At 71.4% G+C, this 18,568-nt stretch carries 17 protein-coding genes; 11 read left to right on the top strand and 6 right to left on the bottom strand.

Annotated elements, in window-relative coordinates:
* The first annotated feature begins 136 nt into the window (after positions 1 to 136).
* Positions 137 to 760, top strand: coding sequence for a hypothetical protein (locus tag ASF52_RS05425; protein WP_056168888.1), 624 nt, complete (start codon positions 137 to 139; stop codon positions 758 to 760).
* 248 nt (positions 761 to 1,008) lie between these two features.
* Entirely contained in the window at positions 1,009 to 2,283 is a 1,275-nt protein-coding gene (locus ASF52_RS05420) for an NAD(P)/FAD-dependent oxidoreductase (RefSeq protein WP_056169036.1), read from the top strand.
* 32 nt (positions 2,284 to 2,315) lie between these two features.
* On the opposite strand, the gene ASF52_RS05415 is transcribed toward ASF52_RS05420, so the two are convergent.
* Complete coding sequence (locus tag ASF52_RS05415; protein WP_056168883.1) at positions 2,316 to 3,629, bottom strand: hypothetical protein; 1,314 nt, start codon at positions 3,627 to 3,629, stop codon at positions 2,316 to 2,318.
* Between the two features lie 243 nt (positions 3,630 to 3,872).
* Entirely contained in the window at positions 3,873 to 4,634 is a 762-nt protein-coding gene (gene cobF, locus ASF52_RS05410; RefSeq protein ID WP_056169032.1) for a precorrin-6A synthase (deacetylating), read from the bottom strand.
* A gap of 338 nt (positions 4,635 to 4,972) precedes the next feature.
* Here cobF and copM point away from each other — a divergent pair, with 338 nt between their 5' ends.
* From copM to ASF52_RS05370, 8 genes are all read left to right on the top strand, one after another.
* The gene (gene copM, locus ASF52_RS05405) at positions 4,973 to 5,446 is read left to right on the top strand and encodes a CopM family metallochaperone (RefSeq protein WP_056169030.1); all 474 of its coding nucleotides are present in this window, start codon (positions 4,973 to 4,975) and stop codon (positions 5,444 to 5,446) included.
* A gap of 137 nt (positions 5,447 to 5,583) precedes the next feature.
* A complete protein-coding gene (locus ASF52_RS05400) occupies positions 5,584 to 6,102 on the top strand; it encodes a (2Fe-2S)-binding protein (RefSeq protein WP_056168881.1) in 519 nt (172 codons plus the stop codon).
* The gene (locus ASF52_RS05395; RefSeq protein ID WP_056168879.1) at positions 6,099 to 7,136 is read left to right on the top strand and encodes an FAD binding domain-containing protein; all 1,038 of its coding nucleotides are present in this window, start codon (positions 6,099 to 6,101) and stop codon (positions 7,134 to 7,136) included. The genes ASF52_RS05400 and ASF52_RS05395 overlap by 4 nt, the downstream gene beginning before the upstream one ends.
* Entirely contained in the window at positions 7,133 to 9,364 is a 2,232-nt protein-coding gene (locus tag ASF52_RS05390) for a xanthine dehydrogenase family protein molybdopterin-binding subunit (RefSeq protein ID WP_056168876.1), read from the top strand. The genes ASF52_RS05395 and ASF52_RS05390 overlap by 4 nt, the downstream gene beginning before the upstream one ends.
* 124 nt (positions 9,365 to 9,488) lie before the next feature.
* A complete protein-coding gene (locus ASF52_RS05385; RefSeq protein WP_056168873.1) occupies positions 9,489 to 10,463 on the top strand; it encodes a S1C family serine protease in 975 nt (324 codons plus the stop codon).
* Positions 10,464 to 10,494: 31 nt separating this feature from the next.
* Entirely contained in the window at positions 10,495 to 11,925 is a 1,431-nt protein-coding gene (gene trmFO, locus ASF52_RS05380) for a methylenetetrahydrofolate--tRNA-(uracil(54)-C(5))-methyltransferase (FADH(2)-oxidizing) TrmFO (RefSeq protein ID WP_056168868.1), read from the top strand.
* Between the two features lie 104 nt (positions 11,926 to 12,029).
* Complete coding sequence (locus tag ASF52_RS05375) at positions 12,030 to 12,314, top strand: BrnT family toxin (RefSeq protein WP_056168865.1); 285 nt, start codon at positions 12,030 to 12,032, stop codon at positions 12,312 to 12,314.
* A gap of 78 nt (positions 12,315 to 12,392) precedes the next feature.
* Positions 12,393 to 12,665 (top strand): helix-turn-helix domain-containing protein, encoded by a 273-nt coding sequence (locus tag ASF52_RS05370; protein WP_244473702.1) that lies wholly within the window; start codon positions 12,393 to 12,395, stop codon positions 12,663 to 12,665.
* A gap of 47 nt (positions 12,666 to 12,712) precedes the next feature.
* On the opposite strand, the gene ASF52_RS05365 is transcribed toward ASF52_RS05370, so the two are convergent.
* The 3 genes from ASF52_RS05365 to ASF52_RS05355 form a co-directional block, all read right to left on the bottom strand.
* Complete coding sequence (locus tag ASF52_RS05365; RefSeq protein ID WP_056168862.1) at positions 12,713 to 13,240, bottom strand: GNAT family N-acetyltransferase; 528 nt, start codon at positions 13,238 to 13,240, stop codon at positions 12,713 to 12,715.
* Between the two features lie 31 nt (positions 13,241 to 13,271).
* A complete protein-coding gene (locus ASF52_RS05360; protein ID WP_056168859.1) occupies positions 13,272 to 14,132 on the bottom strand; it encodes a DMT family transporter in 861 nt (286 codons plus the stop codon).
* A 175-nt stretch (positions 14,133 to 14,307) separates the two neighbouring features.
* A complete protein-coding gene (locus tag ASF52_RS05355; RefSeq protein ID WP_056169028.1) occupies positions 14,308 to 15,993 on the bottom strand; it encodes an L-lactate permease in 1,686 nt (561 codons plus the stop codon).
* Positions 15,994 to 16,271: 278 nt separating this feature from the next.
* On the opposite strand from ASF52_RS05355, the gene ASF52_RS05350 reads away from it, so the two are divergent.
* Complete coding sequence (locus ASF52_RS05350; RefSeq protein WP_056168855.1) at positions 16,272 to 17,195, top strand: manganese catalase family protein; 924 nt, start codon at positions 16,272 to 16,274, stop codon at positions 17,193 to 17,195.
* Here ASF52_RS05350 and ASF52_RS05345 read toward each other — a convergent pair.
* The gene (locus ASF52_RS05345; RefSeq protein WP_156629971.1) at positions 17,182 to 18,078 is read right to left on the bottom strand and encodes a glyoxalase superfamily protein; all 897 of its coding nucleotides are present in this window, start codon (positions 18,076 to 18,078) and stop codon (positions 17,182 to 17,184) included. The two genes, ASF52_RS05350 and ASF52_RS05345, sit on opposite strands and share 14 nt — an antisense overlap.
* Between the last annotated feature and the right edge of the window lie 490 nt (positions 18,079 to 18,568).

The raw sequence follows: 18,568 nt of genomic DNA, 5'->3' as shown, positions 1-18,568 counted from the left end.
GGTAGCCTGGGTCGACCAGGGCGTGTCGCGCCGCGCGCACGATCAACCTCAGGTAAATTCCACCGCCTGCCCCGCGACCGGCTCCGGACCCCGCGCTCCGGCGGTGCCCCTTCGCGGTGCCCCCTCCAGGAGATCCATGTCCCGGCTCATGCACGCGGCGGCGAACGGCGACGAGGTGCAGGCGGCCCTGGCGGCCTCCGGCGTCGTCGGCCTGTGGACCTACGACATCTGGACGGATCGCCTCGTGCTCTCGGGCGACCTCGCCGAAATCCTGGATCCCGGGCAGGAACTCGAGCCCGGACAGGAACTCGAGCCCGGGCAGGAACTCGATCCCAAGCAGGAACCTGCGGCGCCCGGCATGCCGCTGGAGAGCCTCCTCGGCGGAATTCACGACGAGGACCGTGCCCGGGTGGAGAACGTCGTCCACGCCGCCATCGTGGGCGCCGCGCCGTTCGACGTGGCCTTCCGCACGGCGCGGAGCGGGCGCACCCTGTCCTTGCGCGGACGGATCGAGTGCGACGACGCCGGGCAGCCCCGGCACGGGCGCGGCATCGCCCTCGACCTCACCCACGAGGAAGGGCTCGACCGGCCGGCCCAGCACGCGGTGAACCGCATGGCCGAGCACGCCATCGCCCTGCACGGCCTCGTCGGGCACCTGCACCGCCCTGCCCTCGCCCGGCTCCTCGACGGCCTGATGCGGGAGATCGGCCGCGAACTCGCCCGCCACCTCCGGGACGCGGCCGGCGAGCGCCGACACTGACCCCCTGCCGGGCCGCGGCTCCTGCCGCGCCGTGGCCTTCCGTGGGAGTCGGCGACCCCTTCGGATCGATCCGGCGGGATCGCGGCCCGCGGCGAACCCGGCCCCCGCCTCGCCGCAACGGCGGGCCGACGGCGAGAATCCGCCCCCCCTCGCCCCGGAAGATGATCTACACCGGCCTTTCCGAACGCGATCGTGCCCACGGCCACGGGCCGGGCGACGACGCGCCAGTGCATTTGGGAAGGCAGCGGATGTCCGCAGGGTCAGGTCGCCACGTCGTCGTCATCGGGTCGGGCGCGGTGGGCACGGTGAGTGCCCTCGAATGTCTGCGGGCGGGGCACCGCGTCACCGTGGTCGATCCGGGCCAGCCGGGCGGCGAGCACGCCACGAGCTACGGCAACGCCGGCTGGCTCTCCTCGCATTCCGTGATCCCGCCGGCCGAGCCGGGGATGTGGCGGCGGGTCCCCTCGTTCCTCCTCGATCCCCTCGGCCCGCTCTCGATCCGCTGGACCTACCTGCCCAAGGTCATGCCCTGGCTGATCCGCTACCTGCTGGCGGCCCGGAATCCGGCCCTGATCGAGCGGACGGCGCGGGCGATGCGGACGCTGCTGGTGGATGCGCCGAAGCTCCACGCGGGTCTGGCGGCCGAGGCCGGGGTGTCGCACCTCATCGAGCGCCGCGGCGTGCTGCACGTCTATCCCGACCGGGCGGCCTTCGCGGCCGAGGCCCGGTCCTGGGCCATCCGCCGGAAGGTCGGCGTCGCATGGCTCGAACTCTCGGCCGAGGAGGTGCGGCAGCGCGAGCCCCATCTCCATCCGCGCTACACCTTCGGCGTCGTGGTCGAGGAGGCGGGGCATTGCCGCGATCCCGGCGGCTACGTCGCCGCCCTGGCGGATCTGGCCCGCGCGCGGGGCGCGACCCCGGTCACCACCCGGGCGACGGGGTTCCGCCATGCGGCGGGCCGGCTCGCCGCCGTGGTGACCGAGCAGGGCGAGATCGCGTGCGACTGCGCCGTGGTGGCGGCCGGCGCGCGTTCGAGGGCGCTCACCGCCGCGCTCGGCGACCCGCTGCCCCTGGAGAGCGAGCGCGGCTACCACGTGATGCTGCCCGACGCGGCGGTGGGTCCGCGCACGCCGGTGATGGCCTCCGACGCCAAGATGATCGTCAACCACATGAACGGCGGGCTGCGCGCCGCCGGGCAGGTCGAGTTCGCGGGGCTCGCGGCGCTGCCCAACTGGAAGCGCGCCGACATCCTGCGCGATCACCTCGTCTCGATGTTCCCGGATCTCGCCGGATCCGTGTCGGCCGAGGGCCTGCGGGTCTGGCTCGGCCACCGGCCGAGCATGCCGGACGGGCGCCCCTGCATCGGAACGGCGCGGACCACCGCCGACGTGATCTACGCCTTCGGGCATGGCCATGTGGGCCTCGTCGGCTCGGCCCGGACCGGCCGCCTCGTCGCCCAGCTCGCGAGCCGGGCCGAGCCCGAGATCCCCCTCGCGCCGTTCGATCCGCGCCGCTTCCTCTGAGGGGATCGGCGGAACCCGCCCCCCCCGCGCGGTCACGGCAGGGCGGACGCCGCGCGCACGGGGCGGGCCACCCGCGCCGCGAGGGCGCGCAGGGCCGGGGCCGCCTCGGCCGGGGGCTTGCCGAGGGCCCGGGCATAGGCGTGGATCTCGGCGGTGCAGCCGCGCGGCGCGGCGGCCGCGGCGTCGGACACTGGCTCGATCCACGGGGCGAGCCCGGTGCGGGCCACCAGGGCCGGCACCTCCGTCGCATCGGCCAACACCTCCCCGGCCTCGACGAGGTCGGCCCCCGCGCCGATCCGCGCGCAGGCGTCCCGGTCCTCCGTGCGGGCGGCCAGCATGGCCCGCAGGAGCACGCGGCCCGCGGCCAGCACCGTCGGATCGTCGGCGCGGGCGAGGCCGCGGGCGACCCCGAGGGCCGCGCGCCGGCGCAGGCCCGCGACGGACTCGGCCTCCGGGCGGCCGTCGCGGTAGGCGTCGGCGTACCAGGCGGCGAGCCCGTCCACGGCGCCCGGGGCCGCGGCGAGGAGCGGCAGGGTGCGCAGGACCGCCGCCCGGGCACCGGCGGGGCTCGCATCGTCGTCGAGGGTCGAGTCGGGAAACCGCCCCGTGTCGACGATCTCGGTGACGACGCGGGCGGCGAGAAGCCGGCCTGCCTCCGGAACCCAGAGGTCGGCGGAGGCGGTGGCCAGGGCCTCGGTCACGAAGGCGGGGTCGAGGCCGGCGGCGAGGTAGGCCGCGCGCTCGAACGTCCCGTCCACCTGGATGGCCTGCCCGAACAGGCCGGCCTCGTAGGGGGCGTGGAACCCGAGGCGGCCGCCCTCCACGAGGAAGCGCCGGGGCCCGCGCACGAAGGCGAGGGTGCAGGCCGAGACGCAGTAATCGGGCACGTAGGTGGCGAGCCCCCGCGCCGCGACGAGGTCGCCGAGGGCCTGGCCCTCCTCCACGAGACCGCCCTCGCTGGTGAGGTGCAGGCGCTCGGCCCGGGGATTGGCGTCGAGGAGGGCACGCAGGCGCTCCGCCGTCCCCTCCCCCAGCTCGCCGGACAGGCGAATGTCGCGGCCGTGGGGCCCGAGGACGACCCGGGCGGGCGCGGCGGGCGTCTGGGTGCCGAAGCGCTCTTCCAGGCGGAGCGACACAGCCGCATAGGCCGCGCTCATGACCGGACCCAGACCGGTGCTCACACTGGTGTTCATGCCCGGATTGTTCATGCCCGGCCGGTCGAGGCAGGCGAGGGTTGCGAAGGTCAGGCACCCGGCCCCGGTCAGGCAGGCGGTGCCGGCCCCGAGGATGCGTCCGAGGCGTCCGAGGCGTCCGCCCCACCGTGCCGTTCCCGTACGCGTTGCCATCCGACCGAGGCCTCCCGAACGCGTCGCAACGACGCGTCAGGGGGATGATCACCCCTGGCGAGGCTCCGGCAAATCCCCCACCGGCGCCGGAAATCGCCGCGCCGGGCGGCGCGCGGGCCTCCGGAGACGGTCTCGCCTGCCCGTGCCGACGCGGGCGGATCGATCTCCCGCCGCGAACGTCGCACGCAGGATCGCATCCTCAGGGCCGGCCGAATATGTCGCAGGGGCAAGGGGTTGGGCGGCTCACGCCTCGCCGGGCGCGCGCAGCAGGTAGGTGTCCATGATCCAGCCGTGGCGGGCGCGGGCCTCGGTCCGGGTCCGGCCGATGGCGTCGGCGGTGTCGCCGAGGCGGCCGGACAGCACGATCTCGTCGGCGGTGCCGAGGTAGGCGCCCCAGTAGATCGTGAGCTCCGGGTCGAGGTGGTCGAAGCGCGGATGCCCGTCGAGCATCACCACCGTGGTGTCGGCACCCGGGGGCAACCCCTCGGCGATCTGCCGGCCCGTGGTGATGTGGATCGGCGCGCCGATGCGGTTGAGGGCGATGCGGTGGCTCGCCGCCAGGGCCTGGACGCTGCTGATCCCCGGAATCACGTCGTAGACGAATGGCACGCGGCCGCGCGCCACGATGCGCTCGATGATCCGCAGAGTGCTGTCGTACAGGGAGGGGTCGCCCCAGACGAGGAAGGCGCCGCACTCGTCGGGCCGCAATTCGCCCTCGATCATCGCCTCGTAGAGGGCGGCCCGGGCGGCGTGCCAGGCCTCCACCGTCGCCCCGTAATCGGCCGGGTTGCGGTCGCGCTCCGGGTCCTGCGCCTCGACGAAGCGATAGGGCCGCTCGGTGATGTAGCGCTGGCAGATCTCGCGGCGCACGGCGACGAGGTCGGCCTTCTCGCTGCCCTTGTCGAGGACGAACACCACGTCGACCGTGTTGAGGGCGCGCACCGCCTGGACGGTGACGTGCTCGGGGTTGCCGGTCCCGATGCCGATGACCCGGATGGTTCGCAACATGTGACGCGCTCTCAGACCCATCGCCCGGCTTCGGCCTCGTTCCCTGGACCGAAGTCCGGCCCGAAGTCCCTGTTTTATCATGCTCTTACGGCGACGAACCGGAATTCGCGCCGCGGCGTCAGCCTAAGCGAGAAAATCGCTTCTGTCGCGGGGCGACGGCCAGCCCGGGCGGGACAACGCCACGGATGGAGGCCAAGGATGGAGGTCGAGGACCGTGCGCGGCGGGCCGCCGGCTGGGCGCGAGACGCCTCGACAACGGACGCGCCCCGATCCTACTCCTCGGCGCCTCGCCCCGTTCCGGCACCCATCCGCGTTCCGAAGAGAGCTGCACCGCCATGACGCGCAAGACGAACCCGCCTTCCAACACGAACACGCCTTCCCCCTCTAACAAGACTTCCCCCTCGAACAGGACCGCCCGCGCCGGCGCCCTCCTCCTCGGCCTGGCCCTGATTTCGGGCCCGGCCCAGGCCGCCCCCGGGCCCGACGACCATGCGGGCCACGGCACGCCCCACCATGTCCATCCGGTACCGGCGCCGGGCGCCGAAGCCCCCTCCACCCGCGCCTTCCGCGAAGCCGGGACGCAGATGCACGGCGACATGGACATCGCCTATTCGGGCGACGTCGACCGCGATTTCGCCGCCGGCATGATCCCGCACCACCAGGGCGCCATCGCCATGGCCAAGGTCGCCCTGCAATACTCCAAGGACCCCGAGGTGCGGGCGCTGGCCGAGAGCATCGTCAAGGCCCAGGATGCCGAGATCGCCCAGATGCAGGCGATCCTGAAGCGCAAGCCTGCGCCGGCGAAGTAGAAAGGCCGCGCCGGGGCCAGAGTACGCCATCGGAACGTCTCGGGCGCCCCCGCGCCCGATCCGTCCCCCCGCTGGTCGCACTCCGGCCCGGCCCTATCTGGACGGGTTCCAGACAAGCCGCGCGGAGCCGCCCGAGCATGAGCTTTCCCATCACGCTGATCGTGAACGGCGAATCCCGCAGCCTCGTCCTCGAGGATGCGCGGGTCACCCTCCTCGACGCCTTACGCGAGCGCCTCGACCTCACCGGCTCGAAGAAGGGCTGCGACCGGGGCCAGTGCGGCGCCTGCACCATCCTGCTCGACGGGGTGCGGATCAACGCCTGCCTGGCGCTGGCCGTGAGCCACGACGGCGCGGCCATCACCACCATCGAGGGGCTGGCCGACGGCGACGTGCTGCACCCGGTCCAGGCCGCCTTCGTCGATCACGACGGCTACCAGTGCGGCTTCTGCACGCCGGGCCAGATCATGAGCGCGGTCGGCCTCATCCGGGAGGGCCAGGCCGGCGACGATCCCGAGCGGGTGCGCGAGGGCATGAGCGGCAACCTGTGCCGCTGCGGCGCCTATGCGGGGATCACCGAAGCCGTGCTCGCCGCGCAGGCGGCCATGAACGCGCCGGACGTCCTGCCCGGCGGCCACCTGATCGAGGACGCGGCATGAACCGGTTCGACTATGTCCGCGCCGGCAGCGTCGCCGAGGCCGTGGCGGCCCACGGGGCGGGGGCCGCGTATCTGGCGTCGGGCACCAACCTCCTCGACCTGATGAAGGGCGGCGTCACCCGGCCCGAACGCCTCATTGACATCTCGCGGGTGTCGGGCCTCGATGCGCTCGAGACCCTGCCGGACGGCGGCGTCCGCATCGGCGCCCTGGTGCGCAACGCGACGCTGGCCCACGATCCGGCCTTCGCCCGGGCGTATCCGGCCGTGGCCGAGGCCCTGCTGTCGGGCGCCTCGGCGCAGTTGCGCAACGCCGCCACCACCGCCGGCAACGTCCTGCAGCGCACCCGCTGCCAGTACTTTTACGATACGGCGAGCGCCTGCAACAAACGCGCGCCCGGCGCCGGCTGCGAGGCCATTGGCGGGGCGACGCGCACCCATGCGATCTTGGGCTGGAGCCAGCACTGCATCGCCACCCACCCGTCGGATTTCTGCGTGCCGCTGGCCGCCCTCGACGCGGTGGTGGAGGTCGAGGGCCCGGCCGGACGCAGGGACATCCTGCTCGCGGACTTCCACCGCCTGCCCGGCGACGCGCCGGAGCGCGAGACCGAGCTGGCGCCGGGCGAATTGATCGTGGCTGTCCGGCTGCCCCCCGACGCAAAAGATTTCGCGGCCCATTCGCGCTACCTCAAGGTCCGCGAGCGCACCTCCTACGCCTTCGCGCTGGTCTCGGCGGCCGTCGGTCTCACCTTCGACGGGGGCCGCATCGGGCAGGCCCGCCTCGCCCTCGGCAGCGTCGCCCTCAAGCCCTGGCGGGCGCGGGAGGCGGAAGCCCTGCTCGCCGGGCAGGTTCCGAGCCCCGAACTGTTCGCGAGCGCCGCCGCGGCGGCGCTCGCCGGGGCGCGGCCGTCCGGCGACAATGCCGCCAAGATCGAGCTAGCCCGCCGCATCGTCGTGCGGGCGCTCACCCTGGCGCAGGCCGGCACCCCAGCGCGCATCCCGGCCCTGCCGGCCAGTCCTTTAGGAGCCCGACCATGAGCGAGCGCATGCGCCACGGCGCCTCCATCGGCCAGCCCCTGACCCGGCGCGACGGCCCCGCCAAGGTCACGGGCGCGGCCCGCTACAGCGCCGACTTCCACCCGAAGGGAATGCTCCACGCCGTCCTGGCCGTGAGCGCCATCGCCCGCGGCCGGGTGACTCACCTCGATGTCACGGCGGCGCAGGCGCATCCGGGCGTCGTCGCCGTGATGACGCCGGAGAACGCGCCCAAACTCGCCAAATCCCCGGACGACAAGGACAATCCCTTCGCGTTCCGCCTCGACCTCCTGCAGAATTCGGGCGTCCGCTACGCCAACCAGCCCATCGGGGTGGTGATCGCCGAGACCCTGGAGGCGGCCACCGAGGGCGCGGCCCTGCTCAATCCCCGCTACGAGGCGCAAGCTGCGAGCGTGGAACTCGGCGGCGAAGAGATCTTCACGCCCGGAACCGTCGGTGCCGGCTCGCCGACCGAGGAGGGCGCGGGCGACCTGGCGGCCGGGTTCGCCGCCGCCGAGACCCGGATGGAGGCCACCTACGAGACGGCGGCGCAGTATCACAACGCGCTGGAACCCCACACCAGCGTGGCGCAGTGGGACGGCGACCGCCTCACCCTCCACACGCCGACCCAGGCCCTGTGGATCGCCAAGGGCCGCCTCGCCGGCCTGTTCGGGATTCCGGAAGGCAACATCCACATCGTCAGCCACTATCTCGGCGGCGGCTTCGGCTCGAAGGGCTTCATCTCGTCCCCGCAGATTCTTGGGATCATGGCGGCGAAGCTCGTCGGACGCCCGGTGAAGCTGGTGACCCGGCGCGAGCAGATGTTCGGCCCCGTCGGCCATCGCGCGTCGACCCGCCAGACCCTCAAGCTCGGCGCTCGGGCCGACGGCGCCCTCACGGCGCTGGATCACCACACGCTGACGCTGACGAGCCGCCACGACGATTTCGTGGAGGCCTGCGGCCTCATCGCCCGCCACCTCTACGCCTCCGAGGCGATTTCCACGACGCACGCGGTCTCGCGGGCCGATATCGGCACGCCGATCTTCATGCGCGCCCCCGGCGAGGCCCCCGGCAGCGTCGCGGTGGAATCGGCCCTCGACGAACTCGCCCTCCGGCTCGACATGGACCCGCTCGACCTGCGGCTGAGGAACTACGCCGAGGTCGAGCCCATCACCCACCGGCCGTTCTCCTCCAAGGCCCTGCGCGAATGCTACACCCAAGGCGCCGAGCGCTTCGGCTGGAGCAGGCGGCCGAAACAGCCGCGCCAGATGCGCGACGACCAGGGCCTCCTCGTCGGATGGGGCATGGGCACCGCCACCTATCCGGCCGGGATGATGCAGGGCGAGGCCCGCGCGACCATCCGGGCCGACGGCACGGCGCTCATCGAGACCGCCGCCCAGGACATGGGCCAGGGCGCCTGGACGGTGCTGGCCCAGATCGCCGCCGACGGGCTCGGCCTCGACGGCGACCGGGTGGAACTCCGCATCGGCGATTCCGACCTTCCGAACGGCGGGCTCGCCGGGGGCTCCACCGGCACCGCCACCTCCGGCAGCGCCGTGCACGCGGCGACGCAAGCGGCCCTGGCGCAGCTCGCGGACCTCGCCGTCAACGACCGGGCCTCGCCCCTCTACGGCGCCGGCAATGCCGGCACGGTGGCGGAGAATGGGCGCCTCGTCCGCCGCGACGACCCCACCCGCGCCGAGGGCTTCACGGAGATTCTTTCGCGAGCGGGCCGCGATTCGGTGGAGGCGAAGGGCACGGGGGCGGGCGACCCGGCATCGCGAAAAACCTACGCCATGCACGCGCACGGGGCGGTCTACGCCGAGGTGACGGTGGACCCCGATCTCGGGCAGATCCGGGTGACGCGGCTGGTGGGCGCGTTCGCGGCCGGGCGCATCGTCAACCCGCGCCTCGTGCGCAGCCAGTATTACGGCGGCATGATCTGGGGCGTGTCCCTGGCGCTGCACGAACACGCGGTGGTCGACACCCGGTCGGGCCGGGTGATGAACCCGAATCTCGCCGAGTACCACGTGCCGGTGAACGCCGACGTGCCGTCCATCGAGGCGATCCTGGTGGAGGAGCACGATCCGCACGTGAACCCGCTCGGCATCAAGGGGGTCGGCGAGATCGGTATCACCGGCACGGCGGGCGCCATCGCCAACGCCGTGTGGCACGCCACCGGCGTGCGGGTGCGCGACTTCCCCATCACCCTCGACAAACTGCTGGTCTGAGGGCAGCCTTCGCCCAAGTCCGGGCGGCGGTCGCTGCGGGAAGACGCCGCCCGAACCTTTTGAAAGTTTGGCCGGCGACCTATCTCACGGTCTCTCGCATGAAGACGGTAGGAAAGACGCCCCCATGGCTTCGCCCGGAGACTGGAAAATCCCCGCATCCGTGCAGCCCAAGGCCGCCGATTATGCCTTCGACCTCGCGCAGGCGCTGACCGCCATCGTCGCCCTCTCGACCCGCGTGCCCGACGAGGCCTTCACCGCCGAGACGCTGGGCACCGAGCGGGCCGGCAACGGCGTCGTCATCGGCGACGACGGCCTCGTGGTCACCATCGGCTACCTCGTCATGGAGGCCGACACCGTGTGGCTCACCACCCAGGACGGACGCTCGATCCCCGGCCATGTGGTCGGCTACGACGCGGTGACGGGCTTCGGCCTCGTCCAGGCCCTCGGCACCCTCGGCCTGCCGGCCCTGCCGCTCGGCCGCTCCGCCGGCGTGAAGGTCGGCGACCGCGCCATCGTCGCCGGGGTCGGCGGCCGCCAGCGCAGCGTCGCCGTGGAGATCGTCGCCCGTCAGGAATTCGCCGGCTACTGGGAATACGTCCTCGACGAGGCCCTGTTCACCGCCCCCGCCCACCCGCATTGGGGCGGCGCCGCCCTCATCGGGGCGGCCGGCGAGTTGCTGGGGATCGGTTCGCTCCAGCTCCAGCAGGGCACCCCGGAGGGGCCGAAGACCATCAACATGATCGTGCCCATCGACCTCCTGACGCCGATCCTCGACGACCTCGTCACCCGCGGCCGGGCCGACCGGGCGCCCCGGCCCTGGCTCGGCCTCTACGCCAGCGACGGCGACGATGCCGTGGTGGTGATGGGGCTCGCCGACGACGGCCCGGCGGAGGCCGCCGATCTGCGGGCCGGCGACGTGGTCGCCGCCGTGGCGGGCGAGCCGGTGGCGGATCTGGCGGGCTTCTTCCGGCAGGTCTGGGCGCTCGGCGAGGCCGGGGTGCGCGTGCCCCTCACCATCCGGCGCGACGGCCAGACCATCAAGCTCGCGGTGACGTCGGCCAACCGCGACCGCTTCCTCGTCTCCCCGCCCCTGCATTGATCCGGGCGCCCGGCGGGTCTATCCCGACACGATGACGGACAGAGCAGACCCTTTGCCAATCCACATCGTCGGCGGCGGGCTCGCGGGCTCGGAAGCCGCCTGGCAGATCGCGCAAGCCGGCCACCCGGTGGTGCTGCACGAGATGCGCCCCGTGCGCGGCACCGAGGCGCATCACGGCCAGGATCTGGCCGAGCTCGTCTGCTCGAACTCGTTCCGCTCCGACGACGCCAACGGCAACGCGGTCGGCCTGCTGCACCAGGAGATGCGCACCCTCGGCTCCCTCATCCTCAAGGCCGCCGACGCGCATCAGGTGCCGGCCGGCGGGGCGCTCGCCGTCGACCGCAACGGCTTCGCCGCCGCCGTCACCGCCGCCCTCGAAGCCCATCCGATGGTGACCATCGTGCGCGAGGAGGTCGAAGGCCTGCCGCCAGAGGAGTGGGGCCGGACCATCGTCGCCACCGGACCCCTGACCGCGCCGTCCCTGGCGCAAGCCATCCGCGACCTGACGGGTGCGGAGTCGCTCGCGTTCTTCGACGCCATCGCGCCCATCGTCCATCGCGATTCCATCGACATGGACAAGGCGTGGTTCCAGTCGCGCTACGACAAGGTCGGTCCCGGCGGCACGGGGGCCGACTACATCAACTGCCCCATGGACCGCGAGCAGTACGACGCCTTCATTCAGGCCCTCGTCGACGGCGACAAGATCGGGTTCAAGGAGTGGGAGGCCTCGACGCCCTACTTCGACGGCTGCCTGCCCATCGAGGTCATGGCCGAGCGCGGCCCCGAGACCCTGCGCCACGGCCCGATGAAGCCCGTGGGGCTCACCAACCCGCACGACCCGACGGTGAAGGCCTGCGCCATCGTCCAACTGCGCCAGGACAACGCGCTGGGCACCCTCTACAACATGGTCGGATTCCAGACGAAGCTCACCTATTCCGAGCAGGTGCGGGTGTTCCGCACGATCCCGGGCCTCGAGAACGCCGAGTTCGCGCGCCTCGGCGGCCTGCATCGCAACACCTACCTCGACAGCCCCCGCCTCCTCGACGCGACCCTGCGGCTGAAGGCGCGGCCCTCGCTCCGCTTCGCCGGCCAGATCACCGGCTGCGAAGGCTACGTCGAGAGCGCCGCCATCGGCCTCATGGCGGGACGCTTCGCCCTGGCGGAGGCGCGGGGCCAGGCGCTGGCGCCGCTGCCGCCGACCACGGCCCTGGGCGCCCTCATCGGCCACATCACCGGCGGGCACATCGCCGCCGAGGATGCGGGCGCCCCGCGCTCGTTCCAGCCGATGAACGTGAATTTCGGCCTGTTCCCGCCCCTGGACCACGCCCCCAAGGGCGAGGCCGGCAAGCGCCTCAAGGGACCCGAGAAGGCGGTGGCCAAGAAGAAGGCCCTCACCGATCGCGGCCGGGCGGATCTCGCCGCCTGGATCGGGGCGGATGCGGCGCGGATCGCGGCGGAGTAGCGGGCGCCTGCCCCGACTCCATCGCGCCGGACACGCCCGGACCATCACTGCGCCCAGGGCGTATGAATCGTTACATTCCGTGAGCCCTGGGCGTAGGTTGACCCATGGACTTCGCGTGGCACGATGAGAAGTCGAACCGAAATCTTGGGGAGCGCGGATTCGGCTTCGACTTCGCCGCCCTGATCTTCCTCGGGCGCACGCTCCTGAAGTCCGACGACCGGCTGGATTACGGCGAGGTTCGCCAGAACGCCCTGGGAGAGATCGAGGGCGATCTCTCCCACGTTACCTTTACGGATCGCGGCTCTGTGCGGTGGATCATTTCGGCCCGTTGCGCAAATCGCAGGGAGCGCCAACGATGGCACGCATCAGCCTCGATCAACTTCGACTGAACCGTCCTCAGGCGAACCGCGAAAAGATCGAAGCCACGACCGAGGCCGACATCCGCCGCCATACCCGCGAGGACGGAGGTGACCCGGACGCAGCCCCCACAGGGTATGTTCTCGCGCGCGCCGGCCGAGATCAGGAAGAATCTCGGCGTCACGCAGCAATCCTTCGCCGATGCCCTCGGTGTTCCGGTCACGACCTACCGGAACTGGGAACAAGGCCGGAAGGTGCCCGACCCGGCCGCACGCTCGCTCCTCACCATCTTCGACCGGGAGCCGGAGGCCGCTCTGCGGGCCCTGGGCATCCACTGGAGCAGTCTTCTAGGGAAGGACGCGGCGGAGACCAAATCCGGTTGATCGCGTCGCATCGAGGGCGCGCGACGCATGCCTCGATCGTCCTCGATTCAATCCGCTTTCGGCTCGTACGCGAAGATCGTCCGCCCCGGCCGGTGGCCCTCGTCCCCGGTGTCGCGGAACCCGACCTTGAGGAGAAGGCCGCGGGAGGCGGCGTTGTCCGGGCGGCACTCGGCGACGAGGAAGCGGTGGGGGAAGCGCTGGCGCAGCAGGCCGATGGCCGCGGTCACGGCCTCGGCGCCGTAGCCCTGGCCCCGTGCCCCGCCCCCGACCCAGTAGCCGAGCTCGACGGCGTGGTCGCCGCGCAGGTGCAGGCCGACGATGGCGACGAGGGCCCCCGCATGCGTGCGGGCGCCCAGGAAGCAATCGGTCCTCACCTTGGCGGGGCCGATGAGCCCGCGCGCCGCCTGCAGGGTGAAGGGGCTGGGCAGGAAGTCGATGGCGCCGGTGATGGCCGGATCGTCCGTGAGCGCCCGCACGGCCTCGGCGTCCCCGGGCCCCAGGGGCGCGAGGCGCAGGCGGGCGGTCTCCACGGGGGAGAGCTTGGCGAGGGAGTAGCGCGTGGCGAGCTTGAACATGGCGCCGCCATCCTAGCCCATCATCGGGTCTTCACGCGAACCGTTTGGCTCCCGCCACGCACAGGACGACGAGGCCGGCCGCCGCCAGCATGGACCAGGCGACGGGCTCGTGCAGGAGGAGCCCGGCCAGCGCCAGGCCGAAGAACGGCTGCAGGAGCTGCAGCTGCCCGACGCCCGCGATCCCGCCGAGCGCGAGCCCACGATACCAGAACACGAAGCCGACGAGCATGCTGAACACCGAGACGTAGGCGAGGCCGGCCCAGGCCGGCCAGCCGATCCCGCGCCAGGTCGCCGGCAAGGTCGCGAGGGCCAGGGCCGCCATCGCCGGCAGGGACAGGACGAGGGCCCACGAGATCACCTGCCAGCCGCCGAGGCGCCGCGAAAGGACCGCGCCCTCGGCGTAGCCGAGGCCGCAGAGCAGGATGGCGGCGAGCATCAGGAGGTCGCCGACCGACGAGCCGCCGCCGCCCTGGGCCAGGGCGAAGCCCGCCACCACCGCCGCCCCGGTGACGGAGAACGCCCAGAAGGCCGGACGCGGCCGCTCGCCGCCGCGCAGGATTCCGAACCCGGCGGTGGCCAGCGGGAGCAGGCCGACGAACACCACGGAATGGGCGGACGTGACGTGCTGGAGCGCCAGGGCCGTGAGCAGCGGAAAGCCGGCCACCACCCCGACGGCCACGAGGGCCAGGGATCCGAGGTCGCGCCGGGCCGGCCGGGTATGGCCGAGCGCCAGGAGCAGCCCCGCGCCGAGGAGCGCGGCGATCACCGCCCGTGCCGCGGTGAGGAACAGGGGCGAAAAGCCCCCGACGGCGACCCGCGTCGCCGGCAGGGAGGCGCTGAAGATGAGGATTCCGAGGAGGCCGCTGCCCCATCCCCGCGTCGTCCGTCGCATCGGGGTCCCTTTTCTGGCGAGGAACCCCGGCGATAGCTGCCTCCCCGCCCCCGCGACAGCGATGGCGCCGGACGATCCGGCCACACTGTCCGGGGCCCCGGCCGGACACCCCGCACGAAAAAACCCGCCCCGGCGGACCGGGGCGGGCTGCGTCGCGTTCGTCGGGCGTTCACCCTCAGGGGTGAATCACCATGGCGTTGAACGGGTAGACGTAGGCCTGGAGCATCACCAGCACGCCGACGAGGCAGGCGAGCACGATGGAGTGCCAGAACACGAAGCGCAGGATCTTGCTCTCCTGGCCGAAATACCCCGTGGCCGTGGAGGCGACGACGATGGACTGGGCGTCGATCATCTTGCCCATGACGCCGCCGGACGAGTTCGCCGAGGCCATGAGGATGCCCGACAGGCCGAGCTGCTCCGAGGTGATCTTCTGCAGGCCGCCGAAGAGCACGTTCGAGGCCGTGTCGGAGCCCGTGAGCGCGACGCCGAGCCAGCCGAGCAGGGTGCCGAAGAACGGGTAGAGGATGCCGGTGCCGGCGAAGGCGAGGCCGAGGGTGGCATCGACGCCCGCGTAGCGGGTCAGCACGCCGAGCGCCAGCATCGCCGAGATGGTGATGAGCGAGTAGCGCAGAACCCAGATGGTCTCGATGTAGGCGGTCACGAGGCGCCACGGCGAGAACCGCATGAGCAGGCCGGAGAGGATGGCCGCGAACAGCACGCCGGTGCCGGTGTAGGACATGTAGGCGAACTTGAAGACGGCGGCCTCCGGATGGGCGGTGGCCACCACCGGCGGCACCTTCATGATGACGTTGTGCAGGCCCGGCACCGGATAGTTCCAGATGAAGATCGGATCGACGATATCCTTGAAGAACTTGGTGCCCCAGATCGCCACGATCACCGAGAGGATGATCCACGGCACCCACGCCAGCAGGATCTCGGAGGAGGTGGCGGTGCGGGTGGCGGCGGCGGCCTTGGGGCCGTCGACGGCGGTGACGTAGCCGATGGACGGGTCGTTGCCACGCAGGGCCGGCGAGGTCCAGATCACGGCCGGGCGCCAGAAGCGCAGGAACAGCACCAGGGCGCCCATGGAGACCAGCGCCGCGCCGATATCGACGATCCACGGGTTGACGTAGTTCGAGATGCCGAACTGGGCGAGCGCGAACGAGCCGCCGCAGACGAGGATGGCGGGCCAGATCTGGAGCATGCCGCGGAAGCCCGCGAACACGCAGATGAGCCAGAACGGCACCAGCACGGAGAAGAACGGCAGCTGCCGGCCGATCATCGCGCCGAGGATGTAGGGGTCGTAGCCCGTCACGGAGGCGAGGCCGGCGATGGGGGCGCCCAGCGCCCCGTAGGCCACGGGCGCTGTGTTGGCGATGAGCGAGAGGCCGGAAGCCGCCAGCGGCGAGAAGCCCAGCCCGATGAGGATGGCGCCGGTCACCGCCACGGGGGTGCCGAAGCCGCCGGCGCCCTCGAAGAACGCCCCGAAGGCGAAGGCGACGAGGAGCAGCTGCAGGCGCCGGTCGGTGGTGATGCCCGCCACCGATTGCTGAAGGGTGGCGAACCACCCCTTCTCCACCGTCAGGCGGTAGAGGAAGATGACGTTGAGGATGATCCAGCCGATGGGGAACAGGCCGAGCGCGATGCCGTAGCCGGAGGCGCGGGCGGCGAGATCGGCGGGCATGCCGAACAGGAACACGGCGACGCAGAAGGCCAGCACCAGGGAGAGGACGGCGGCGATGTGGGCCTTGACCTTGCCGCTGGCGATCATGCCCAGCAGCGCGATGACCGGCAGCGAGGCGGCGAGCGTCGAGAGCCAGGGGCTCCCGAACGGGTCGTAGACCTGATTCCAGGTGGTCACGGTGTTCACGGGCAACGTCCTCCCAAGGTGGCCCCGATCTCCGCCGGAACCTTGGAATCGTTGCTAGCAGACGCCCGGAGCCGGCTCAACGCGGGTTAATCATGTATTCAGAGACAGTTGCGAGCGCGCCACCACGGCGCCGGCCGGGGCCGTGGCGCGTGCGGCCCGTCGGTTCCGGCTCGGTCGCGCCTGCGTGATCATGGCGCAACGGCGGAACATGCCCGCTTCGCTCCGGTTCCACCGAGACGCCGATCAGCCCCGGAACCGGAGAATAACTTATGTTTATGCGTGTCGATCAGCTTCAAGCCGAGCTTCCCGCCCCGAAAAAGAAAGATCCGAACGCCGCCGCGGCCCTACAGGAACTGCTCGGCGGCAAGTACGGGGAGATGTCGACACTGGGCAATTACATGTTCCAGAGCTTCAACTTCCGCAGCAAGTCCAAGTTGCGTCCGTTCTATAGTCTGGTTGCAGCCATCACGGCCGAGGAACTCGGCCATGTCGAGCTCGTGAGCAACGGCGTCGCCATGCTCAACAACGGCCCGGACAACGACGGCGACGAGACGAACGGCGGCGACATCTCGGGCGCCCCGTTCGAGGACATGAAGGACATTCGCCTCGCGGCCGCGTTCCTGTCCAACGGCGGCGGCGTGACCCCGGTCAATTCCAACGGTGCCTCGTGGAACAACGATTTCATCACCACCACGGGCAACGTGGTGGTCGATCTGCTGCACAACTTCCACCTCGAATGCGGCGCGCGCCTGCATAAGCTTCGGGTCTACGAAACCCTGACCGACCCGACGGGCCGCGAAGTCTGCGGTTATCTTCTGGTGCGCGGCTCGGTCCACGCCCACGCCTACGCCCTGGCGCTCAAGAAGATCACCGGCGTCGAGCTCGACAAGTTCCTGCCAACCCCGAACATCAATCTCGACAAGATCCCCGAGTGTCAGAAGTACCTGCAGGAGGGTTCGCACCGCCGGCTCTACACCTTCAGCCCGAGCGACTACAAGGAGATGGCGGGCATCTGGGGCAACGGCGAAGTCGCCCTTCCGGGCGATCCGCCCGGCGAGCTCTCCGTCGTCGAGGGCATGCCGGACGGCGGCAAGATCCACCAGCTCACGGGTGTCCCCTCGGCCTTCACCCCGGACTACGCCCCGGAGGAGATGTTCGAGATCGCCAAGAAGCTGACCCTCAAGGCGCGCTGAGGCGGGTTCTCTCGATGTGAAACAGAGGCGGCTCCTTCGGGGCCGCCCCTTCTGGTTCGGCCAAACGTGTCGACCCTGACTGCGCGCTCGGATCGCTCCGTCTGCGGCGGCTGCGCATCTTGGTCCGGGTGGTTTGCGAGCACGGGGCCAGTCCGGGCGACCGTCGCCCGGACTGGCCCCGAGACGACGCGCCGGCTGCGAAATCGAGATTCGTCGGGGCCGCCCGCCGGGGGACGGCGTGATCCGTCACCGCCACGGACGCCCCCACTTCGGCAAAGCGCAACCGCCGGGCCCACAGACTGCCTCCGCCGCGCAGGAAAAACCCGAAATGGATCGACTGGGCCTCCGGGGGCACGTCCATGACGATGGACCGTTCCTGCCACCCGACGGTGCCGACGAGCGGCCCCTCGCACGTGCGCCCATCCATGTTGTCGAAGGCCAACATGCGCCCCTTGTCACCATCGATCCGCATCCACAGCGATCCGGCGCCCGTGACGTCCCGTGCTCTCAGGTGCGCGCTGAGTTCGAGGCGCTTGTCGCGGAAGCCATCGGCGCGGAAGTTCTGCATGAGCGCCCCGAAGCCCGTCGATGCCGGACCGAGGGACGGGTCGGCCAGGGCGACCCGGTAGCGGATGAGCGCGCAGCCTTCCGCCGGATCGAGACCCATCTCGTAATCGTCGCTGCGGGTGCCGGCGACGGTCCAATCTTCGGGGAGGCGCAGGACGGGCCGGTCGAGCTGGGCCGCCAGGGTATTCCAGTCGCGCCAGCCGAACTGACGCGCGACACATTCCAGACTGTCGCCGTGGGAAATCTCGACACGGCGCTCGGCGAGCGCCTGACGAAGGCTCTTGGCCATCGCCTTCGGGTCATGTGGGATATGCATGCGTCCGATCCTCGAACCGGGCAGTCGCTCGTATCGGGGCTCGCTTTGCCGAGGGGACCGCCCAGGGGGTCAGACCGAATCGGGGGAAACGTACATTCACCATGCCTTGCGGCGCGAGCGGCCGGCTGCACGAGCCGACATGACAGAAGCGCCGGCAGACCTCGCTGTCAACCCGGGAGCGTGGCGCCCTTGGTGGGTGGGGAGCGGGCCCTGACCCCTTGCCCTGAAGCGGACGCTCCGCCCCCGGCCCATCATCGGCGTTGGGGTGTGCCCTCCGTAATGACCGAAATTCAACGAACTGGAGCCTTTGGAACGTCCATCGTTGGAGTGCTGCCGCGATCTGCGTCGGTCGGACTTCTTCCCGAGCCTGATCCCGCCCTACACAATTGTCTTAGGCTCCGGACCCATAAATTTGGCTTGTCAGGAGTGTCCGTGATTCCTTTGTGACGAAGGAGGATCGGATGGACGAGTTTTGGCTGACGGACGCACA

Origin of the sequence: Methylobacterium sp. Leaf112 (genome assembly GCF_001423295.1) — a bacterium.
Lineage (GTDB): Bacteria > Pseudomonadota > Alphaproteobacteria > Rhizobiales > Beijerinckiaceae > Methylobacterium.
This window is presented reverse-complemented; position numbering and strand designations above follow the sequence as displayed.